Origin of the sequence: Synechococcus sp. CBW1002 (assembly GCF_015840915.1) — a bacterium.
In the GTDB taxonomy this organism is placed as follows: domain Bacteria; phylum Cyanobacteriota; class Cyanobacteriia; order PCC-6307; family Cyanobiaceae; genus CBW1002.
The window spans coordinates 842,530-862,226 of sequence record NZ_CP060398.1 but is presented as its reverse complement, the minus strand read 5'-3'; the positions used below and the strand labels follow the sequence as shown (position 1 = coordinate 862,226).

General features: G+C 59.8%; 15 protein-coding genes and 2 pseudogenes. 8 read left to right on the top strand and 9 right to left on the bottom strand.

Annotated elements, in window-relative coordinates:
- Nucleotides 1–40: 40 nt before the first annotated feature.
- The 5 genes and pseudogenes from H8F24_RS04050 to H8F24_RS19160 form a co-directional block, all read right to left on the bottom strand.
- The gene (locus H8F24_RS04050; RefSeq protein ID WP_197171053.1) at nt 41–1,756 is read right to left on the bottom strand and encodes a CTP synthase; all 1,716 of its coding nucleotides are present in this window, start codon (nt 1,754–1,756) and stop codon (nt 41–43) included.
- Between the two features lie 83 nt (nt 1,757–1,839).
- Nucleotides 1,840–2,331: a Dps family protein gene (locus H8F24_RS04045; protein ID WP_197171051.1), complete on the bottom strand. Its 492-nt coding sequence runs from the start codon at nt 2,329–2,331 to the stop codon at nt 1,840–1,842.
- Nucleotides 2,332–2,479: 148 nt separating this feature from the next.
- Entirely contained in the window at nt 2,480–2,695 is a 216-nt protein-coding gene (locus H8F24_RS04040) for a Nif11-like leader peptide family natural product precursor (protein WP_197158245.1), read from the bottom strand.
- A 96-nt stretch (nt 2,696–2,791) separates the two neighbouring features.
- A complete protein-coding gene (gene aspS, locus H8F24_RS04035) occupies nt 2,792–4,615 on the bottom strand; it encodes an aspartate--tRNA ligase (RefSeq protein WP_197171049.1) in 1,824 nt (607 codons plus the stop codon).
- Nucleotides 4,616–4,718: 103 nt separating this feature from the next.
- Nucleotides 4,719–5,785, bottom strand: a pseudogene (locus tag H8F24_RS19160) (ISAs1 family transposase).
- Between the two features lie 384 nt (nt 5,786–6,169).
- Here H8F24_RS19160 and H8F24_RS04020 point away from each other — a divergent pair.
- A complete protein-coding gene (locus H8F24_RS04020; protein ID WP_231598085.1) occupies nt 6,170–6,862 on the top strand; it encodes a carbonic anhydrase in 693 nt (230 codons plus the stop codon).
- Here the strand turns inward: H8F24_RS04020 and H8F24_RS20015 are convergent.
- The gene (locus H8F24_RS20015; protein ID WP_304623205.1) at nt 6,823–7,317 is read right to left on the bottom strand and encodes a sigma-70 factor domain-containing protein; all 495 of its coding nucleotides are present in this window, start codon (nt 7,315–7,317) and stop codon (nt 6,823–6,825) included. The two genes, H8F24_RS04020 and H8F24_RS20015, sit on opposite strands and share 40 nt — an antisense overlap.
- Nucleotides 7,318–7,364: 47 nt before the next feature.
- Here H8F24_RS20015 and H8F24_RS19150 point away from each other — a divergent pair, with 47 nt between their 5' ends.
- The 7 genes from H8F24_RS19150 (at nt 7,365) to H8F24_RS03985 (ending at nt 16,927) form a co-directional block, all read left to right on the top strand.
- Entirely contained in the window at nt 7,365–7,652 is a 288-nt protein-coding gene (locus H8F24_RS19150) for a transposase (protein ID WP_231598083.1), read from the top strand.
- Between the two features lie 10 nt (nt 7,653–7,662).
- Nucleotides 7,663–8,535, top strand: a complete 873-nt coding sequence (locus tag H8F24_RS04010) for an IS3 family transposase (protein ID WP_231598222.1) — start codon at nt 7,663–7,665, stop codon at nt 8,533–8,535.
- A 1,212-nt stretch (nt 8,536–9,747) separates the two neighbouring features.
- Nucleotides 9,748–11,667 carry a PP2C family protein-serine/threonine phosphatase gene (locus H8F24_RS04005; protein ID WP_197171043.1) on the top strand — a complete coding sequence of 640 codons (1,920 nt, stop codon included), beginning with the start codon at nt 9,748–9,750 and terminating at the stop codon, nt 11,665–11,667.
- Complete coding sequence (locus tag H8F24_RS04000; RefSeq protein WP_197171041.1) at nt 11,664–13,478, top strand: lactate racemase domain-containing protein; 1,815 nt, start codon at nt 11,664–11,666, stop codon at nt 13,476–13,478. Before H8F24_RS04005 ends, H8F24_RS04000 begins: the two co-directional genes overlap by 4 nt.
- Entirely contained in the window at nt 13,475–14,476 is a 1,002-nt protein-coding gene (locus H8F24_RS03995; RefSeq protein WP_197171039.1) for an AEC family transporter, read from the top strand. The genes H8F24_RS04000 and H8F24_RS03995 overlap by 4 nt, the downstream gene beginning before the upstream one ends.
- A 31-nt stretch (nt 14,477–14,507) precedes the next feature.
- A complete protein-coding gene (locus H8F24_RS03990) occupies nt 14,508–15,923 on the top strand; it encodes an ABC transporter substrate-binding protein (protein WP_197171037.1) in 1,416 nt (471 codons plus the stop codon).
- Entirely contained in the window at nt 15,911–16,927 is a 1,017-nt protein-coding gene (locus tag H8F24_RS03985) for a cache domain-containing protein (protein WP_197171036.1), read from the top strand. Before H8F24_RS03990 ends, H8F24_RS03985 begins: the two co-directional genes overlap by 13 nt.
- A gap of 166 nt (nt 16,928–17,093) precedes the next feature.
- Here the strand turns inward: H8F24_RS03985 and aspS (H8F24_RS03980) are convergent, their stop codons facing one another.
- From aspS (H8F24_RS03980) to H8F24_RS03970, 3 genes and pseudogenes are all read right to left on the bottom strand, one after another.
- On the bottom strand, nt 17,094–18,944 hold the full coding sequence (aspS, locus tag H8F24_RS03980; RefSeq protein ID WP_370594811.1) for an aspartate--tRNA ligase: 1,851 nt from the start codon (nt 18,942–18,944) through the stop codon (nt 17,094–17,096).
- 120 nt (nt 18,945–19,064) lie between these two features.
- Nucleotides 19,065–19,283, bottom strand: a pseudogene (locus H8F24_RS03975) (transposase); the annotation flags it as partial.
- A gap of 15 nt (nt 19,284–19,298) precedes the next feature.
- Nucleotides 19,299–19,685 carry a transposase gene (locus tag H8F24_RS03970; RefSeq protein ID WP_370594794.1) on the bottom strand — a complete coding sequence of 129 codons (387 nt, stop codon included), beginning with the start codon at nt 19,683–19,685 and terminating at the stop codon, nt 19,299–19,301.
- Nucleotides 19,686–19,697: the final 12 nt, after the last annotated feature.

Below are 19,697 nucleotides of genomic sequence, written 5' to 3'. Positions count from 1 at the left end.
GCGGTGGGCTGGTCTGCCGCTACACCGGAGAGCGGCGAGGTCACGGGGCGACGAGCGTGGCCTCGGCCTCGGTTGTTGTCGTTGCCGTGGCCGGTGGGGCCGCGACCTGGGGCAGCCGCTGCTGGGCCGCGGCGATCAGGCCGCGGAACAGGGGATGGGGCTTGCCGGGCCGCGACAGAAATTCGGGGTGGTACTGGCAGGCCGTGAAGAAGGGGTGGTCGCGCAGCTCGATCAGTTCCACCAGGCGGCCATCGGGGGAGGTGCCGCTGATCGTGTAGCCCGACTCGACGAAGAGGTTGCGGTAGGCGTTGTTGAACTCGTAGCGGTGGCGGTGCCGCTCGTAGACCACCGCGTCGCCGTAGAGCTCGGCGGCGAGGCTGCCCGGCGTCAGCCGGCAGGGGTAGACCCCCAGGCGCATGGTGCCGCCCAGGTCGACCACGTCCTGCTGCTCTGGCAGCAGATGGATCACTGGATGGGCCGTGTCGCCATCGAGTTCGGCGCTGGTCGCCCCCACCAGGCCAGCCTGGTTGCGGGCCCACTCGATCACGGCGCATTGCATGCCCAGGCAGAGCCCCAGGAACGGCACCTGCTGCTCCCGGGCCCAGCGGATCGCCGCCACCTTGCCATCGACGCCGCGATGGCCGAAGCCGCCCGGTACCACCACCGCATCCATGCCCCGCAGCAGGGCTTCCGCGCCGCGTTCCTCGATCTGTTCGGCGCAGATCCAGTGCAGATCAAGGGAGGCGTCGCGATCGATGCAGGCGTGGCGCAGGGCCTCCACCACCGAGAGGTAGGCGTCGTTGAGCTGCACGTACTTGCCCACCAGGGCCACCTTCACGGCAGGGCCCGGGTTGCGCAGTTTCGTGACCAGCTCCTGCCAGCGCTCCATGTCGCTGGGGTGGTCGGTGAGGCCGAGCACATCGAGCACCTCGCGGCACAGGCCTTCGTGCTCCATGGCCAGCGGCACCGCGTAGATGCTGTCGGCATCGAGGGCGGGGATCACGGCCCGGGTGGGCACACCGCAGAAACCGCCGATCTTGGCCTTGAGGTCGTCGCTGAACGGCCGGTCGCTGCGGCACACCAGCACATCGGGCTGGATGCCGATCGAGCGCAGCTCCTTCACCGAGTGCTGGGTGGGTTTGGTCTTGAGTTCGCCCGAGGTGCCGATGTAGGGCAGCAGGGTCACGTGCACGTAGGCCAGATCCTGGCGGCCCACGTCGCCGCGGAACTCGCGGATGGCTTCCAGGAATGGCAGCGACTCGATGTCGCCCACGGTGCCGCCGATTTCGGTGATCACCACATCGGCGCCGCTGTTGGCGGCCACCCGGTGGATCCGCTCCCGGATCTCGCCGGTGATGTGGGGGATCACCTGCACGGTGCCGCCCTGGTAGTCGCCGCGGCGCTCCTTGTTGATCACCGCCTGGTAGATCGAGCCGGTGGTCACGCTGTTGAGGCGCGACATGGCGGTGTCGGTGAAGCGCTCGTAGTGGCCCAGGTCGAGGTCGGTCTCGGCGCCGTCCTGGGTGACGAACACCTCACCGTGCTGGAACGGGCTCATCGTGCCCGGGTCCACGTTCAGGTAGGGGTCGAGCTTGAGGATCGAGACGCTGTAGCCGCGGCTCTTGAGCAGGCGCCCGAGGCTGGCGGCCACGATCCCCTTGCCGATGCTCGACACCACGCCCCCCGTCACGAAGACGAATTTCGCCTGCGTGGCCCGGCTCGGAGCGGGGGGCTTGGCGCTGGCGACCTGGGACATGGTGGAACGGCTGATTTTTCAATGTATCGGTTCACGACACGCCCCTTCCGCCGCAAGGGCCACCCTCGCTCAGAAAAGAGGGGTCAGCCCTCCAGCAGGCTGCGCAGCATCCAGGCGGTCTTCTCGTGGATCTGCAGCCGTTGGGTGAGCAGGTCTGCGGTGGGCTGGTCGTTGGCCTCGTCGGCCACCGCAAACACCTTGCGGGCAGTACGGGCCACGGCCTCATGGCCGCTCACCAGCTCCCGCACCATCGCCAGGGCCGGCGGCACTCCCTCGGTTTCGGCGATCGAGGCCAGGCCGGCGAAGGTGGCGCCACCGAACGGGGCGGGGAAGCCGAGGGCGCGGATGCGTTCGGCGATCACGTCCAGGGCGGTCCAGAGCTCCGTGTACTGGTCCATGAACATCAGGTGGAGCGTGTTGAACATCGGCCCGGTCACATTCCAGTGGAAGCCATGGGTCTTGCCGTAGAGCACGTAGCTGTCGGCCAGCAGGCGGCCGAGCTCGTCGGCGATCTGCCGCCGCGTGGCTTCAGGGATGCCGATGTCGATCGCTGGGTTGCTGGAAGCTGTGGTCATGGCCGAGGGAGGCGAAGGTCTGGCAGGGGGCCGGGGAAGCCTGGGGCGGGGGCCCTCCCGTTGTAGGAACGGACGCCGCACGGCGCCGGATCGCCACCGGCCGGCCGCTCGGTCGTTGAACGGCTCGGTCGTGTCTCTGGGCAGCGGTTCAGTTGTATTCGCCGGGGATGTCCTGCTTGGTCACGGTGACCCGCCCCACTTTTTTGCCGGAGAGCCGCAACAGCTCATCGCCGGAGAAGACATACCCCAGGCCGGCGCCGATCTGGGCCACGTCATCGGCGGTGGCGGCCGCCTGCACCGCCGCCCGCAGACCTGGATCGTCCTGCACCCTGCCGAGAAAGGCCTTCAGCTGATCGAGGGACATGGCCCAACCTCCAACGGTGGCCCCGAGCAGGGCCTCTGAATTCTGATCTCATGGGGCTCCCGGCTGGACCCCTCCAGAGCTTGCCGGGCCCTGCCGTCAGCTCTCCTCCTCGCTCCAGGTGCTGGCCACATGCAGCTCTTCGAGCTGCGCGTCTGCCACATCGGCGGGGGCCTGGGTCATCAGGCAGCGGGCCTGCTGGGTCTTGGGGAAGGCGATCGTGTCGCGGATCGACTCCTCGCCGGCCAGCAGCATCACGATCCGGTCGACACCGAAGGCCAGGCCGCCGTGGGGAGGGGCGCCCATGTCGAGGGCCTCCATCAGGAAGCCGAACTGGCGGTTGGCCTCCTCCAGGGGCAGGCCGATGGTCTGCAGCACCTGGCGCTGCAGGGCCGAGTCGTGGATGCGCAGCGAGCCACCGCCCAGCTCCAGGCCGTTCAGCACCAGGTCGTAGGCCTGGGCGCGGGCCGTGGGGAGGGTGTCGGCCCACTGGCCGGGATCGCCGCCCAGATCCTCGGTGTTGGGGGCGCAGAAGGGGTGATGCAGCGCCTCGAGCCGGTTGTCACCGGCGTTGAACTCGAACATCGGGAAATCCACCACCCAGAGGAAGTTCCAGGCGTCGTTCTCCCGGTCGGGCTGCACCATCCCCAGCTCGCGGGCCAGATACTGACGCACCCGATCGAGGGCCTTGTTCACGGTGGCGGTGTCGCCGGCGCCGAACAGCAGCAGGGTGCCGGGCACCGCACCGGTGCGCTCCAGCAGCTCGGCCCTGGTGGCGGCGCTGAGGTTGTCCTTGATGGCGCCGATCGTGTCGATCTCACCGCCCTCGCGCACGCGGATGAAGGCCAGGCCGCCAGCCCCCGCCTTCTGGGCCTCGCTGAACACATCACCGCCGGGCTTGATGCGCACATTGCTGAGAGCGTCATTGCCGCCGGGCACGGCGATGCACTTCACCGAGCCGCCGGCCGCCACGGCGCCACTGAACACCTTGAAGCCCATGCCGGCCACCAGGTCGCTCACGTTGGTGAGCTCCATGCCATAGCGGGTGTCGGGCCGGTCGGTGCCGTAGCGCTCCATGGCCTCGTGCCAGGTGAGCCGGGGGAAGGGACGGGGCAGCTCCACGCCTTTGACGGCCTTCCAGATGGTGGCGATCAGGGCTTCGTTGAGCTCGAGGATCTCCTCCTGGCCCATGAAGCTCATCTCGATGTCCAGCTGGGTGAACTCCGGCTGGCGGTCGGCGCGCAGGTCCTCGTCGCGGAAGCAGCGGGCCACCTGGTAGTAGCGCTCGATGCCGCCCACCATCAGCAGCTGCTTGAACAGCTGGGGCGACTGGGGCAGGGCGAACCATTCGCCGCCGCACACCCGACTGGGCACCAGATAGTCGCGGGCCCCCTCGGGGGTCGAGCGGGTAAGCACCGGGGTTTCTACCTCGATGAAGCCCTGGTCTTCCAGGAAGCGGCGGGCGGCCTGGATCGTGCGGGCCCGCAGGCGCAGGTTGCTGTTCATGCGCTCGCGGCGCAGATCCAGGTAGCGGTGGCGCAGCCGCAGCTCTTCGCGGGTGTTCTCCTCGTCGTGCACCGACACGGCGAAGGGCAGGTTGCCCTTCACGCTGTTGAGCACGGTGATGGCGCTGGCCAGCACCTCAATACGGCCGGTGGCCAGCTTGTCGTTGATGGCATCGGCAGGGCGCTCGCGCACCTTGCCCTCAACCTGGATCACCGTTTCGTTGCGCAGGTGCTCCGCCACGGCGAACATCTCGGCGCCGTTGTCGGGGTCCACGGTGATCTGCACCGTGCCGCTGCGGTCGCGCAGGTCGATGAAGATCACACCGCCGTGATCACGGCTGCGGTCCACCCAGCCGCACAGTTGCACGGCCTGGCCGGTGGCATCGGGGCGCAGGTCGCCGCATCCGTGGCTGCGCATGGTGAATTCGCTGGGGAATCGGGGATTTTCCCATGGAACCCCGTGTTGGCCTCCCCTGGATCGGTGCAGACCTGTCGGAATACAGGGCTGATTGAAAGTCTGATCAAGACACCCATCCCGGCCTGATCCCAGCCATGGCGAGCAGCTTGGCGATGTCATGGGCCACCGCGGCCAGTCCAGCTCTCACCGAGTGGTGGCCGTGGAGCCCGAGCAGGTTCAGGGCCAGGGTGCGCAGCGTGGCCAGCACCGCTGCACCGGGGCCGCCATAGCGGTGGGCATCCTCATGGAGCTGGGTGTCGCGGAGCCAGTGCCAGCATTCAATGCACCATCGGTCTCTCACCAGCTGCAGCAAGGCTTTTGGCGTGGTGCGCAGACTGGTCAGAAAGAGGTGTCTCTGGAGGGAGGGCTTGCCGGCACGCTTGCCGCTGACGACCACTTCGACGATCCAGCTGCTGCCGGGCCAGGCCTCGGTGATGAAGTCAGGAGCCTGTTTGGCCCTGAGTGTCCAGGTGGTGTCGCGCCCGTGACCCTGCTCTGAAACCGTTGCCGTGAAAGGGATCTTGCGGGAGTAGAGGAACTGCTCGCTGATCTGGCGGTGGAGGGTCCGTTGGTTCGCTTTCACCGTCAAGAGGAAGTCGGCCCCCTGCTCCGTGAGCTGCCGAAAAACGGTTTCTGCGTGTGGAGCGCGTCGGCCTGGATCAAGACGCCCTCCAGATCCATGGTGGAGAGCAGCTCCCGCAGAACCGCGCGCTCGTGGTTCTCGCGGGTGTCATAGGTGGCCTGAGCAATCGCCGCCCCGAGCGCCTTGGAGTAGAGGCTCACCTGGGCAATGAAGGCCCCGCCGCCGACCTCGGTCGCGACGATCGAGCCCCGCAGGGTCTTGCCATCGCACACCAGTTGATCCAGACCCGTTGCACCACCGGGGATCTGGGCGATCATCCAGACCTGCAGCTGCCGGCAGATTTCGGCCACATCCACCTGCAGGAACAGATAGCGGAAGGTGGAATCCGTGGGAGGCCGCCTGAGCTCAAGCCCCAACGCCTGGTTCAGCGCAGCGTGATGGCGGATGGCAAAGCGCTCCAGATCCCGCAGGCTCTGGCAGCCGCTCAAGATCCCGAGCACCGCCACCAGGAGCAGAAACCATTGGGGGAAGCGCACCCCACGGCGCATCCGTCCCTCGGGGATCGCCTGCAGAAAACTGATCAGGTCGGCAGAGGCATTGGCAGGAGAGGGTTCTGGCAAAGAAGGGATCCATTCCCGCCGACCAAACCCAATGGTCGCAGCCCTGCCGAGCGCACTTGTGACGGACTTTCAATCAGCCCTGTGTCGGAATAGCCTCCGCGGCTGTCGCGCGCCCCTGCGCTCCACCGTCGCGGCGGGCAGGGGCCCAGCAGAGGGGCGCACGATTTGGAATTCATTCAGCGATAGCCGAGCATGCTCAGCGCTTCTCATAGGGTTCCGGGGAGTTTCGTCGCCGTGCACGCAGGCTCCCGTTTCACCATGGCTTTATCTCGCCGCAGCCTGTTGCAGCTTTCTGGAACAGCAGCAGGAGCAATGGCGCTGAGTCGGTTCGCCCAGGGCCCTGCCACAGCGGCTCAACCTGAAAGTCAGGCCCTGCTCGGGGAACTGCAGGTCTGTGACCCTCCCGGAGACCCCCTGGAAGCGCTTCTGGAGCGCAACCGTGGCTTCAGCAGGGCCTGGCAGGCAATGAGCCGCGAGAGCGACCCTGTTAAGCGATTGAAGCTCAAAACCGAATTCTTCTACGGCGGCTGTCAGATCAACCCACAGGCGCTCAACGAGGGCCAGCGCCCCTGGGCTGCCCTTCTGAGTTGCGCCGATGCCCGTGTGGCGCCAGAGTTCGTTTTCGCTTCGGGTTCCGGGGAGCTGTTCCAGGTGCGCTGCGCCGGCAACACCGCCTTTGATGACGCCGTTGCCTCGATGGAATATGCCGTGAGTGTTCTCAAGGTGCCGCTGATCGTGGTGCTGGGCCACAGCAACTGCGGTGCTGTCAAGGCCGCCATGGGCAGCGATCCGCTCACGCCGCTGCTGGAAGGTCTGGTCAAGCCGATCCGGGCCAGCCTCGTGAGCGGCGACAGCCTCAGCCAGGCGGTGCAGGGCAATGCCCGCTACGCCGCCGGCTTGCTACCTGCCCGCAGTGCGGTGCTCAAGCAGGCGCAAGCCTCCGGCGCTCTGACGATCCGTAGCGCCTATTTCGATCTGGCGACCGGCCTGGTGACTGTGAACTGAGGTGAACGGTCTGACAGGCCGGGAGCACTCCTCCTGGCCTGTCCCCTACGCGCCCCCCCGGTAGAAGGGCCGCCGCACCACCGTGGCTGGTTCGTGGCGGCCGCGGATCTCCACTCCCGCAGCTCCGGCACTGTGCAGCCCTGATGCTCGGCCCACTGCTGCACTGCAGGCCAGTGGCCTAGCTGCGAGGCCAGCCGTTGGCGATCGTCTTCCAGGGCGATCAGATCGGCTAGCTCCGCCGCGGTTGCCGCCAGGCGTTTGCGCTCGCGCAGCAGGCGTTCCCGACGCTGCACCTGGCGGGCGAGGGTGAGTTCCTCCTCGTGGCTGAGCAGGTCAACGCGGCCGATGTCCTGCAGGTACAGGCGCACCAGATCGGTGCTGCCGCGCCGACTGCCGGATGATGGCTTGGGGCTGGGAGGGCCTGAGGTGGTCTGGCTTTTCTGGACAGGCCCCATCGTTAACCTCTGAGGCGGGGTACCGCCCCTGAAAGGGGCTCCCACCGATGAGCAAGCGCCGCGCCCACAGCCCCGAGTTCAAGGCCAGGGTCGCCATGGAGGCGATCAGTGGCCGCAAGACGATCCAGGAGATCGCCGCCGACCACGCCATCCACCCGATCCAGGTGAGCCAGTGGAAGCGGCAGCTCCTGGACGGTGCCAGCGAGCTCTTCACCCGAGGCAAGAAGACCAAGGACAAGGAGGAGGGGCAGGCCAAGGAGGCGGAGCTGTTCCAGCAGATCGGACGGCTGCAGATGGAGCTGGAGTGGCTCAAAAAAAAGTCTCAACTGCTCTGATGCCCGTGAACTGCGCAAGCTGGTCGATCACGACCACCCCGAGCTCAGCATCAGCAGGCAGTGTGCGCTGCTGGGGCTGCCTCGATCCACGCTGTACTACCGGCCGACACCGGTCCGTGTATCGACGCTGCGGATCATGGCCAGGATCGATGCTCTCTACCTGGAGGATCCCTGCAGCGGCAGCCGCCGGATGGTGGACTATCTGGCCCAAGATGGTATCCCGATCAGCCGAGATCGAGTGCGAAACCTCATGCGGCGCATGGGATTACGGGCGATCTACCAGAAGCCCCGGACGACGGTTCCAGGTGATCCGTCCGTGCGGTTCCCCTGCCTGGTGGACCTCACGCAGGTCACGTCGGTGGATCAGGTCTGGGCGACCGACATCACCTACATCCCTCTGCAGAAAGGGTTCCTCTATCTGGTGGCGATCATGGATCTCCATTCCAGGCATGTGCTCAGCTGGAGGCTCTCCAACAGCCTTGACACGAAGTTCTGTCTGGAGGCCCTGGAGATGGCCTTGGGAGGCGGCCGTAGGCCAGAGATCTTCCACTCCGATCAAGGCTGTCAGTTCACGTCCGCTGACTTTGTGGCCAGACTCAAAGGGGAGCGGATCCAGATCAGCTGGTCCGGCAGAAAGCGGTGCTACGACAACATCCTTGTTGAACGGCTGTGGAGGACTGTCAAGTACGAGGAGGTCTACCTACGGGCATACAGCGATGGCTGGGACGCTGAAATCAGCCTGGCCCGCTTCCTGTGGCGGTATTGCCATGTAAGACCTCACAGTTCCCTTGGAGGCAAAACTCCCCACGCGGTCTACACTGAGGCCGAACCATGTTCCACCCGTCCTGGGTTAACGATGTCAGGGGCCGGAACTGTCCAATAAAAGGCACCCACCTCAGCCCTTGGGCACAGGCTTGGCCTGGAACAGCCCCCCAACAATCCAGTCTCAATTGAGATCCACCCTCAAATCCCACGTTTCTGTTCGGGATTGCACGCTCGTTTGGGGATCAGCCCCCTTGGTTTTTGCCCGCCATCGGCATCACCATGCGGTTGAGACCACTGTGCTCAAGGCTCTGCTCGCCGTCCGCCCATGTTGAGCGCTTCGATCAGGAAGACGAACTGCTGGTTGGATTCCTCCAGGTGCAGGTCGTAGGCCTTGGGCGCAGGTGGTGGGCACGGTGTCGGTCCAGGCGGCCGGGTCGTTCACGAGCCCGCCTGCCTTAGGGGTGCCAAGGGGGATTGTTAGCTCGGCCTTGTTCTCCTCTTAGAGGTTGTTTTGCTGGGATCACCTGGAAGTCCTAATCGTCAAGTTAATCACTGCGCCTGCATCGCTTTGTCGGTCAATGCCGGTCTCCGTAAGTGGCCATAGCTGCCAAGAAAAAGTCGACTAGTCATGGGTTTTGCGTGAATTAGTGTCGATGGACTGGTGCGGAGAGCTGTTTTGGATTGGACCTTATGGTGTGCAGGTGATCGCGGGTCAGGCCGCACTTTTCGAGCAACAAGCCCTAGAGATTTGCTGTTAACTAATCGGAATAGCTTTTAGGCATCGGCCCTCTTTTGCAGGTTACTTCTGGCAACCTAGGCCATGACTGTCCAATAAGCCCAGAGAGTAGCTAGCGATAGCAGCATGCCGATTCTTTGCCTTGCCTTGTTTGCTAAATCACGGTTGCCAGCATCTGTTACAGCTTGATATTTTGTCGACCTGTATCTGGTGCATTGAAAGGAAAGAGCAATCGGTATGCCTGCCGCATGTGGATCAAGTCAATGCGTGGTCCAGCTTTCTCTTGTCGATATTGAGCTGGGAGTTTCTAATACTCCCTTGAGGTGTGGCATTTTTCTGAGAGTGCCTTAGGATTGGAAGGCAAGCTCTTCGCGTCAAGCATTCATATATGGGCACCTCGAAAAATCGTCCTCTCCGGGACTTCCAGGCCGGGATGACTCAGGCTGTGAAATGAGTCTCACTCGGCTCATCCACGAGGAATTGGGATTTTTCGAGGCGCCCATATTTCTTGTCATGATCTATTCGCGGCTTCTCATGCGCTGTCGGGGTTTACAGGGTCGTGCCAAAGCCATTGTCAATAGTCTGAATTTTCGCTTGACAACCCGTGTGGTTGTCCCAATGGTGATCTGTTTTGGTATTGGGAACACCATATTGTTTGTTTTTGCTGCTGATCGTATGGTCGCAGAGCAGCAAGCCAATCAGATGCGGCGTGCGAAAACACTAGATCGATTTTTCCATGCATGGGAAAAAGATGTGGGTCTGATGCTTCGCTCCCTAAGCCTATCGCCTGCGATTCGTTCAATGAATCAGCAGCAGGCTTCACGGATCCTGTCTCCGATCTACCCGCTAACCCCCTTGAGGAACTGGCGACTATGGGAGGCTGATGGATCGCTTGTCTCGGCCTCAGAGCAGGTCATCAATATTCCGCTACAACAAAAGCGCATTCTTCAGGATCCAGGTTTCCGGGATGCTCGCGCTGGGCGCTTCAATTTTAAAGTTTCATCAGTGCAATCGAACGGACGCCTCGATGCTTGCCTTCAGGCTAATCAGCCTGTTTATGGTCTAAACGATGATGCTTTGGTTCAGGGCATTCTTTCATTCTGTATTCCGCTGTCGAAGCTGGGTGAAGATTCTGGGCTTTTATTGGTTGGGTCTGAATCCGAGCTGACACAAGCCGGCACACCTGTTGGTTCCATTGAGCCACATGTCGGCAAATACCGAGGGCACTCATTCTTCTTGCTCAATAAGAGCGGGAATCTTGTGTTCCCTGTGAATTCAGGCGCAAGATATAGCCATCTTTCGCTTTTGTCTCCACAGCGAGTGGCGAGTAGCTCCTGGGCGCCATTTGTCAAGCTGGCGAAAGAATCTCTTGGCCAGGATAAATTTCGCCTTGTTGAAGTTCATGGAATACCCTTCTATATGTTAGTGCTGCCAGTCTCGTCGGAATGGCTGAGCGTAACTGTGGTCGATCGTGAAACGATACTCGCGCCTGTCATGCGCAACCTGAGAAATCTTATTATCGCTCAGCTTGTCACAGTTATTGTGACAGCCCTAGCGATTTCTTTTGCCTGCGGGCGAGTCTCGCGTCCCATTAAGGATGCTGGCAAGGCGATCAAAGCCATCAGTACAGGAGACTTTAATGCCCACCTCGATGAGGTTTATCCAGGCGAGCTTGGCGAGCTCTACTCCAGTATTAACCAAACAGGCGGTCAGCTTCAAAAACTGCTGGAGCAGGCATTGGCTCATGCTGTCACTGATCAACAGCTAGAGACAGCTAAGACGATTCAAAAAAGCTTTATTGTTGAGTCTCTTCCGGTCGTTGAGGGCGTAGAGCTGTCAGCTTATTTTCTCCCTGCTTATGAGATTGGTGCTGATTGGTTCGATGCTCTGGCGATTGATGATCTTTGCTATCTTGCAGTCGCGGATGTTTGCGACAAAGGAGTTGCATCAGCCTTGTTCATGAGTGTCTTTAGGACACTGGTTCGTTATGGGCTGAGTCAAGAGTCAATTCATGGCCCCTCGAACACGCCGCTTTCTGAGGTTGTTTCACTGGTCAATAACTATATGGCGAAGAACCATGGTGAAACCTTCATGTTTGCCACGATGTTCTTGGCATGTTTCGCGTCAGACACTGGCCGGCTTCGCTATGTATCTGCTGGTCATGAAACCCCCTTGCTCAGGAAGGGTGATCATTGTTTAAGGCTGGATGCCAAAGGTCCAGCGATGGGCCTCTTCCAGGGCGCAACGTATGAGCTACGAGATGTTCAGCTCGATCCGGGTGATGTGCTCGTTATTTTTTCAGACGGCATCATTGATGCGCGCTCGCCCTCTGGCGATCCATTTGGAATGGATCGGCTCGAATCGATGCTGCTGGCAATGTCTGATTCCTTAACGGCCGATCAAATCGCTTCGGAGATCAAGACAAATGTGTCCGAACATATTAACGATGCCGATCAGTTCGATGATATGACGCTGATGGTCATGCGATTCACGAAACCACGAGTGTTGAGATGAGTATCCCGGTATCGCTGCAAAGTTTCCCGGCCTATTCGGTTGATTTGCCTCGCGATTCGGAACTCTTGCTTCCTCGAGCGGGTGAACGAGAAGAAGTTCATCCTCTGCAGATCAGGAAGCGCTTACGCCACGCACTATCGGTACGACTGTCTTCGCTAAAGGCAGGAGAAAAGCGAGTCCTTCTTGTTTTGCCTGATCACACGCGTAGATCTGAGGCTTCCCATCTGGCTATCGACACTCTGCTTGCTCTTGTCGATAGCCGACCCGATCTATCGTTGACTGTGGTATTTGGCCTTGGTAGTCATCCGCCAATGGGCCTAGAACGTATTGGCAATCTGCTCGGCGTCGATCGCTTGCTTGCGTTGCAACAGCGTTCGATTCCGATCCTTGAGCAGACCACATTGCAGCCACTTCCTTCAAGATCCTTGAATGTTGCAAAGCCCGCGTGGATCGGTCCGGGAACGTTGCGATTAGATCTGCCCTCTGTCCTATGGGAGAGCCATCTCATTGTCGTTGCAGGAAATACTGAGCTTCATCCTTACGAGTCGCGAAGCGGTAGTGGTGGACTTCATAAAATGCTAGTGATTGGATTGGGCAATCAATCTATTATTCATCATACGCATGATATCCATGTGTTAACGGATTCAGCAGTCAAGAGGCGATTGATAGATAGTCGATTTGTTCAACTGCTTGACTATTACGCTAAGGCCATTATACAGGCTCTCCTGTCTTCTCACTTGGGTGTGCCACCTCTTGGCTTCTCGGTTGTCTGTCTGGAGCCTTCAGATTCTGCTGTACATGGTGTTTGGATTGGAGAAAAGGATGCTGAGCGCGTTGTGCTTACATCTCAACTCCATCAAGAGCGTACATGCCGAGTTGGTAAGCCCCTGGATTTTGTCATCTCAGATCCAGAAATCAGCAAGTCGACTGATTTACTCGCAGGTTGCCGTAGTCTTCATTTGCTGTGTGCCGCTGATCATCCTAGACATCCTGTCTTAAGCCGGTCTTCTCCTCTGCGCACCGCATTCTTGTTCAACACTTGCCATGAAGTCGCCAATGCAGATGGTATTGGAAATCGTGGTACCAAGCGACATCTCGATGTTTTGGCTGAGTGTATTCAGGCGGAGCTCATGCTACTGACCAAGCAACCAGGTTGCACAGCACGATTGATGAAACAGTCGAGAAATCGCGTACTTACACGTTGGTATTGTTATCTTCGGCTAATGAGTATTCAAGACGACTTTCTCCTGTCCCTCAGCAAGCTAGCTCAGCATGTTCAGTCACTCGGGACTGCCAATAATCAATGCATCGAGGTGCAGAAGAAAATGTACATGCGACTAAATCGCTATAAGGATATTCCAGGGATTTTGGGGCGTCGTATTCGTTCGCTCATGGCTCATTGTATGGCAGCGAATTGGTCCGCTGTGCAGCATGAAGCATCTGATTGGAGGGGGTCTTTGTCGGCATATGCGTTCGCGGAAGGAGGACAGCGGGCTCTTCGTTTTTTATTGATTCTTCAGCGGTTCGAGCGTTTTGTGATCGCTACAGACAATCCAGCGGTTATCGCCTATATCGAAATGCTTAGTCCCGATTTGCGTTGTTTGAAGTCTCCTGCCTGGTTTGAGGAGTTGCCTCCAGATCCTCCTTTCAGGCTTGATTTGCTGGGAGTCTCAGGGGTTGATCTACGCCAGCAGTCTCCCTCCCAGGCTCTTCAAAGCTGCTATACGGCTCATCAACTGTTGCGTGGTCACGCCAGGAAAGGTTTCTGCGGGTTTATTCAGAATCCCATTCTCCTAGAGCCTCTTTCATGAGCATTCACTTTCTGCTTCAACTCCTGCATTCTGTCTATCTACCAATCTTTTCTGCGATTCTGATTGGTGTTCTGCTGAGTGCTGGTATTGGTGCATCTTCTCGTTTTCTGCCCTCCAACTGGCACCGTTCATCCACCCCGCAGCGGAGCCTGGCCAATGCATTTGGAAGGTATCTTTTCCATATCGGAATACCGATATGTATCGTTAACTTTGTTAGAAGTGCTGGCTTCTCTCTCGAGATTCTATTGGCTCCCATTGTCGCATGGTGCGCAATGGGGTTGGCAATCTCAGTGGCTGTTCTTGTGTTGACTGTCACGCAACGGGTGCGTGACCAGAAGGATCGAGCTTCATTTCTCTTGCTCAGTTATCTTGGTAATACGAGCTATCTTGGTATACCGATTGTTTTGCTTTTGCCTCAGCTTGGCGAAGCATATTTTAGCTGGGCGGTGCTGTATGATGTGTTGGGGACATTCTTCGCCTCGTATGGTCTCGGTTTGTTGATCGCGAGCTGGGACTCCAAAGCGGACCTTACAAGAGAGCAGCGTTTGCGAACTGCGACGCGTGAACTCTTGACTAATCCGAGTCTATTCGCTTTTGTCCTTGGCTTGGGATTGAAGACGGTCGAATTCAATCAACTATTTTCTCAAGTCCTGAGTGGCCTGGCATGGTCTTCAATCATGTTGTGCCTTGTTGTTATGGGGATGCGCCTTCAGCAACTCGTTAGATTCAGTCATCTGCGGCTGGCAATCCAACCTGTTGCCATCAAAATGATTTTTGTGCCTGTGGTTGTTGCTGCAGCTCTGACCTGCGTTGGTGTTGAAGGACCTCCTCGCCTTGTGCTCGTTTTACAGGCCTCTATGCCCTGTGGCTTCGCCACTCTCGTCTTGGCTGAGCGCTATGGACTCACCCGTGATCGAGTTGTAGCAGCCTTGGCTCTGAGTACATTGCTGCTCATGCTCCTGCTCCCCGTGTGGGTGTCGGTTCTGACTACATGGTGACAAGTCCGCTCAGACTCGTGATAATTGCTTCATGCAAGCAGCCAGCCATGCTGCACGTTCCGTACATTTCTTTCACACGGCTCCCCCATTGATGAAACGTCGTAGTTTTCTGATCACCGGTACGACGTCTGCGTTGCTTGCAGCCTGTGGACGTACTTCGATGATTGGTGGTTCCTCAAATAGGCCGCTTGAGATTTGGTGGACAGAGGGTTACTACCCTGAAGAAGCGGACGCGATCGAGCTGATTGTTAATCGCTGGAAGGAACAAAGCCGTGCTGATGTCAAGCTCAGCTTTTTTAACGAGACGGAAATCGTTGCTCGAGCTATCGCTGCAGGTCGAGGTGGCCCTCATCCAGACATTTTATATGGCTATGGTTTGAGCAGTATGGCGCTGCCCCAGCTGGCGAGACAGGGCTTGCTTGCCGATCAAAGTCGGATTGTTGACCCCCTAGAAGCAGACTTTTTACCCGGCGTTCTGCGTTCCGTCACCTATAGGAATCAGCGAACTAATCAGTCGTCTGTCGTCGGGATGCCAATCTCGATGCAGTTTGCAAATATCCACTATTGGGAGGATCTCCTTGCTGAAGCGCAGATGGGTGTTGGTATTCCCGGCGACTGGGAGGCGTTCTGGTCTTTGTGGTCCGAAGCACAGGGGCGATTGAGGCGTCGTGGTTTTGCTGACGTTTACGGCATTGGGTTGCCGATGTCACCCTTGGCAAACGATACAACTGAGATCTTTGAGTACTTTCTCCAAGCTCATGGTGCCAATCTTGTCGACGCTTCAGGGAAGCTCATGATTGATGATCTTGGTCTTCACAAAAAGGTAGTGTCTGCTTTGTCAGACTATACCGATCAATACCGAGATGGATTCGTGCCGCCCGAGGCAGTGGACTGGTCTGATGCTGACAACAATATCAGTTTTCTGAGCAGCTTGTCTCTTATGACCGCTAATCCTACGTTGTCAATACCGGGTTCTCAGATGTCGGATGAGCTCACGTATGTCAAGCGTCTCAAGAGCACAGCTTGGCCTAAGACGCTCAGTGGCAGGCCAATGAATGCTATTCCGAGGATGAATTCTGTGGTGATATTTGCTGATTCGCCTCGTTATCGAGAGGCTGAGAGCTTCATCTCTTATTTGGTCCGTCCTGCAAATGTTGCTACGCTCCTGAAGGGCGCTAGTGGTCGTTTTCTTCCTGTGCTCAAGTCATTGTGGAATCAGTCGGATTGGGCCGGCTCCGATGATCCGCATCTTCGTGTTGCTCGCGAATCTTTGCGTCATACGCAGCTTCCTTTGAATGTCCTTAATCCTGCCTATAGCGAGGTCATGAATCAAATGATCTGGGGGAAGGCAATCCAAGCCGTCGCTGAGAAACGCTTGCCTGTTGCCCAAGCGGCAGATGATGCGATGAAGGCCATTGGAGTGATTTTTCAAAAATGGTGGCAATAGATCGATCGCTGCTACGTGTTGGCCTCGGGGCATGTTTCTTTGTCGGTATTGCAACGTTAACTGTTTATCAGTTCTACGCTGCACGGCTTGGTCGTTCTGAGTTGCATCATCTTGATGCTATTGCTGATGATCGGATGAGGCGTGTGGATGCCTGGCTGATCGATCAGCGGAGTTCCCTGCGCCAGCAGCTTGGAGACAAAACCGTCCTTGAGGCCGGTCGTGACGTGCTGGCGGCCCCACGTCGTTCCCGTGCCGCGCCGCCCTCGCCGGCTGAGTTGACCTTGGACGCTGCATTCCGCGCGACCTCATCCTTGCGGGTGTCGACGTCATTGCTTTCCAATGGTGGCATTATCGTGTATTCAACCCAACCTGGACTGCTCGGTTATTATCGTCCTCTAGCGAATACCACCACGCTCTTGCATCCGCATGAGCTGGAAACCAAGCCCTACAACTTATATACAGATGGAGGGACTGGCCTGCCTGCCATCACTCTGGCGTTGCCCTTGTGCGCTGGCCCTGTTGATGATCGCATCACTGACTGTCGATCCAAAAGGCGTTTGGGAGTGCTCGCTGCTGGTCTGGATCTAGGCGTCTTAATGCGGCGCGTCCGCCAAGATTCTCGCTCGGGCGACGTTTCGGTCACGTTGGTTGGACAGACGGGATTCGGCACCATCACCGAAGTTCACGCCGAGCGCTCCAATGGACTTGCGCCCTCTATCCCTCGGAAAGACAGGTTGCTCCCCCCCTTGTCCAGCACCGCAATCCTTCGTGCGATGGATGGTTTCTCCGGCAGTGGTGCATATTTGGATGCCCATGGTGTGCCCGTCCTGGGGGCCTATCGCTGGATCCCTTCGTTGCGTATGGCGTTGATGGTTGAGGCGCCCCAGTCGATCACCTTCGCGCCCGCACGTCGCATCGCGAGTGGTGTCTTTGTGATCGGCAATGCTTCGGTGCTTTTCGTCTGTTTCCTACTGGCGCGTCTTAGAGGGTCACGGACCGTTTAGCAACGAACGGCTTTCCTTTCTCAGTGTTTTCTTCGACGACGACTTGGGGTCAAAGCCCCCTTGAGCGAGAACGGAGAGCGGATTGAAAAATCCGCCTTGTCCATTTGCTCCGGGATGATGTGGAGGCACGCTGCAGCAGCTCAACATTCCCGCCCAGACCAGCGCGCTATCCCTCGGCGTCCTCGTCCACCCAGGTGCTGGCCACATGCAGCTCCTCGAGCTGCTTGGCGGCCACACCGCCGGGGGCGCCGGTCATCAGGCAGCGGGCCTGCTGGGTCTTGGGGAAGGCGATGGTGTCGCGGATGGATTCCTCACCGGCCAGCAGCATCACCATGCGATCAAGACCAAAGGCCAGGCCGCCGTGCGGCGGGGCGCCCATGTCGAGCGCTTCCATCAGGAAGCCGAACTGCTGATTGGCTTCCTCCAGGGGGAGGCCAACGGTTTGGAGCACCTGGCGCTGCAGGGCGGAATCGTGGATGCGCAGGGAGCCGCCGCCCAGCTCCAGGCCGTTGAGCACCAGGTCGTAGGCCTGGGCGCGGGCGCCCGGCAGGGTGTCGGCCCAGGCGGATGGGTCGTTGCCCAGGTCGTCTGTGTTGGGGGCGCAGAAGGGGTGGTGCAGCGCCTCGTAGCGGTTCTCGTCGGCGTTGAACTCAAACATCGGGAAATCCACCACCCAGAGGAAGTTCCAGCTGTCGTTCTCGCTGTCGGGCTTCACCATGCCCAGCTCGCGGGCCAGGTATTGGCGCACCCGATCGAGGGCCTTGTTCACCGTGGCGGTGTCGCCGGCGCCGAACAGGATCAGGGTGCCGGGCTCGGCGCCGGTGCGCTGCAGCAGCTCGGCTTTCTTCTCCTCGGAGAGGTTGTCTTTGATGGCGCCGATCGTGTCGATCTCGCCGCCCTCGCGCACGCGGATGAAGGCCAGGCCGCCGGCACCGGCTTTCTGGGCCTCGCTGAACACATCGCCGCCGGGCTTGATCCGCACGTTGCTCACGGCGTCATTGCCGCCGGGCACGGCAATGCACTTCACCGAACCGCCGGCGGCCACGGCGCCACTGAACACCTTGAAGCCCATGTCGGCCACCAGGTCGCTCACGTTGGTGAGCTCCATGCCGTAGCGGGTGTCGGGGCGGTCGGTGCCGTAGCGCTCCATGGCGTCATGCCAGGTGAGGCGCGGGAAGGGGCGGGGCAGCTCCACGCCCTTCACGGTTTTCCAGATGGAAGCGATCAGGGATTCGTTGAGCTCGAGGATCTGCTCCTGGTCCATGAAGCTCATTTCCATGTCCAGCTGGGTGAATTCCGGCTGGCGATCGGCGCGCAGGTCTTCGTCGCGGAAGCAGCGGGCCACTTGGTAGTAGCGCTCGATGCCGCCCACCATCAGCAGCTGCTTGAACAGCTGGGGCGATTGGGGCAGGGCGAACCATTCACCGCCGCAGACACGGGAGGGCACCAGGTAGTCGCGGGCGCCCTCGGGGGTGGAGCGGGTCAGCACCGGCGTTTCCACCTCGATGAAGCCCTGGTCTTCGAGGAAACGGCGGGCGGCCTGGATGGTCTGGGCGCGCAGGCGCAGGTTGCCGTTCATGCGCTCGCGACGCAGATCCAGGTAGCGGTGGCGCAGCCGCAGCTCCTCGCGGGTGTTCTCCTCGTCGTGCACCGAGACCGGGAAGGGCAGATTCCCCTTGACGGAATTGAGCACCGAGATGGTGGCGGCCAGCACCTCCACCGCGCCCGTGGCCAGCTTCTCGTTGAGCGATTCACCGGGCCGGGCGCGCACGGTGCCCGCCACCTGGATCACGGTTTCGTTGCGCAGGTGCTCGGCCACCGCGAAGGCATCGGCTCCCAGGTCGGGGTCCACCGTGATCTGCACGGTGCCGCTGCGGTCGCGCAGGTCGATGAAGATCACGCCGCCGTGATCGCGGCGCCGGTCCACCCAGCCGCAGAGCTGCAGGTAGCGCCCCTGCGAGTGGTGTAACTCAGGAGGTCCTGTGACCCTTTCAGGAGGGTGATCAGGAGCAGTCAGGGGATGACTGCTTGGGAGCTGATTGCGCAGCTCCATCGTTCCACTATGAACCCTGATCGCTGAATGTGCAACTCAGCGATCGAGGGGATTCGTGTAGATCGAGGAAGGAGTTGGTGCGTTTCAGCTCATGGCTACTGCCGCCCGCTTGGCCGGATCACCATCGGTGGGCTTCAACATTTCCTCGAGCTCGGGGATTTTGGCCATGGTGGCCTCGGAGAAGAAGCGGCGGCGCTCCAGCTGCCATTCCTCCTGCTGCTCCAGCAGCTGACTGCCCACCAACCGCACGATCGCGGCGTCATTGGGGAAGATGCCGACCACGTTGGTGCGGCGTTTGATCTCTGAGGTGGGTGCCTTTTATTGGACAGTTCCGGCCCCTGACATCGTTAACCCAGGACGGGTGGAACATGGTTCGGCCTCAGTGTAGACCGCGTGGGGAGTTTTGCCTCCAAGGGAACTGTGAGGTCTTACATGGCAATACCGCCACAGGAAGCGGGCCAGGCTGATTTCAGCGTCCCAGCCATCGCTGTATGCCCGTAGGTAGACCTCCTCGTACTTGACAGTCCTCCACAGCCGTTCAACAAGGATGTTGTCGTAGCACCGCTTTCTGCCGGACCAGCTGATCTGGATCCGCTCCCCTTTGAGTCTGGCCACAAAGTCAGCGGACGTGAACTGACAGCCTTGATCGGAGTGGAAGATCCCCCCAGTGTCAGCAAAGAAGTCCGCTCGGTTTGACCCGTCCACCTGGGGGCCCAA

Bases quoted from the DNA above. Each gene is read 5' to 3' on its own strand.
- H8F24_RS03990 (WP_197171037.1), top strand. From the start codon at position 14,508: ATGCAAGCAGCCAGCCATGCTGCACGTTCCGTACATTTCTTTCACACG.
- H8F24_RS03995 (WP_197171039.1), top strand. From the start codon at position 13,475: ATGAGCATTCACTTTCTGCTTCAACTCCTGCATTCTGTCTATCTACCA.
- H8F24_RS03985 (WP_197171036.1), top strand. From the start codon at position 15,911: ATGGTGGCAATAGATCGATCGCTGCTACGTGTTGGCCTCGGGGCATGT.
- H8F24_RS04045 (WP_197171051.1), bottom strand. From the start codon at position 2,331: ATGACCACAGCTTCCAGCAACCCAGCGATCGACATCGGCATCCCTGAA.
- H8F24_RS04020 (WP_231598085.1), top strand. From the start codon at position 6,170: ATGGCGCTGAGTCGGTTCGCCCAGGGCCCTGCCACAGCGGCTCAACCT.
- aspS (WP_197171049.1), bottom strand. From the start codon at position 4,615: ATGCGCAGCCACGGATGCGGCGACCTGCGCCCCGATGCCACCGGCCAG.
- H8F24_RS04000 (WP_197171041.1), top strand. From the start codon at position 11,664: ATGAGTATCCCGGTATCGCTGCAAAGTTTCCCGGCCTATTCGGTTGAT.
- H8F24_RS04050 (WP_197171053.1), bottom strand. From the start codon at position 1,756: ATGTCCCAGGTCGCCAGCGCCAAGCCCCCCGCTCCGAGCCGGGCCACG.
- H8F24_RS19150 (WP_231598083.1), top strand. From the start codon at position 7,365: ATGAGCAAGCGCCGCGCCCACAGCCCCGAGTTCAAGGCCAGGGTCGCC.
- H8F24_RS20015 (WP_304623205.1), bottom strand. From the start codon at position 7,317: ATGGGGCCTGTCCAGAAAAGCCAGACCACCTCAGGCCCTCCCAGCCCC.
- H8F24_RS04040 (WP_197158245.1), bottom strand. From the start codon at position 2,695: ATGTCCCTCGATCAGCTGAAGGCCTTTCTCGGCAGGGTGCAGGACGAT.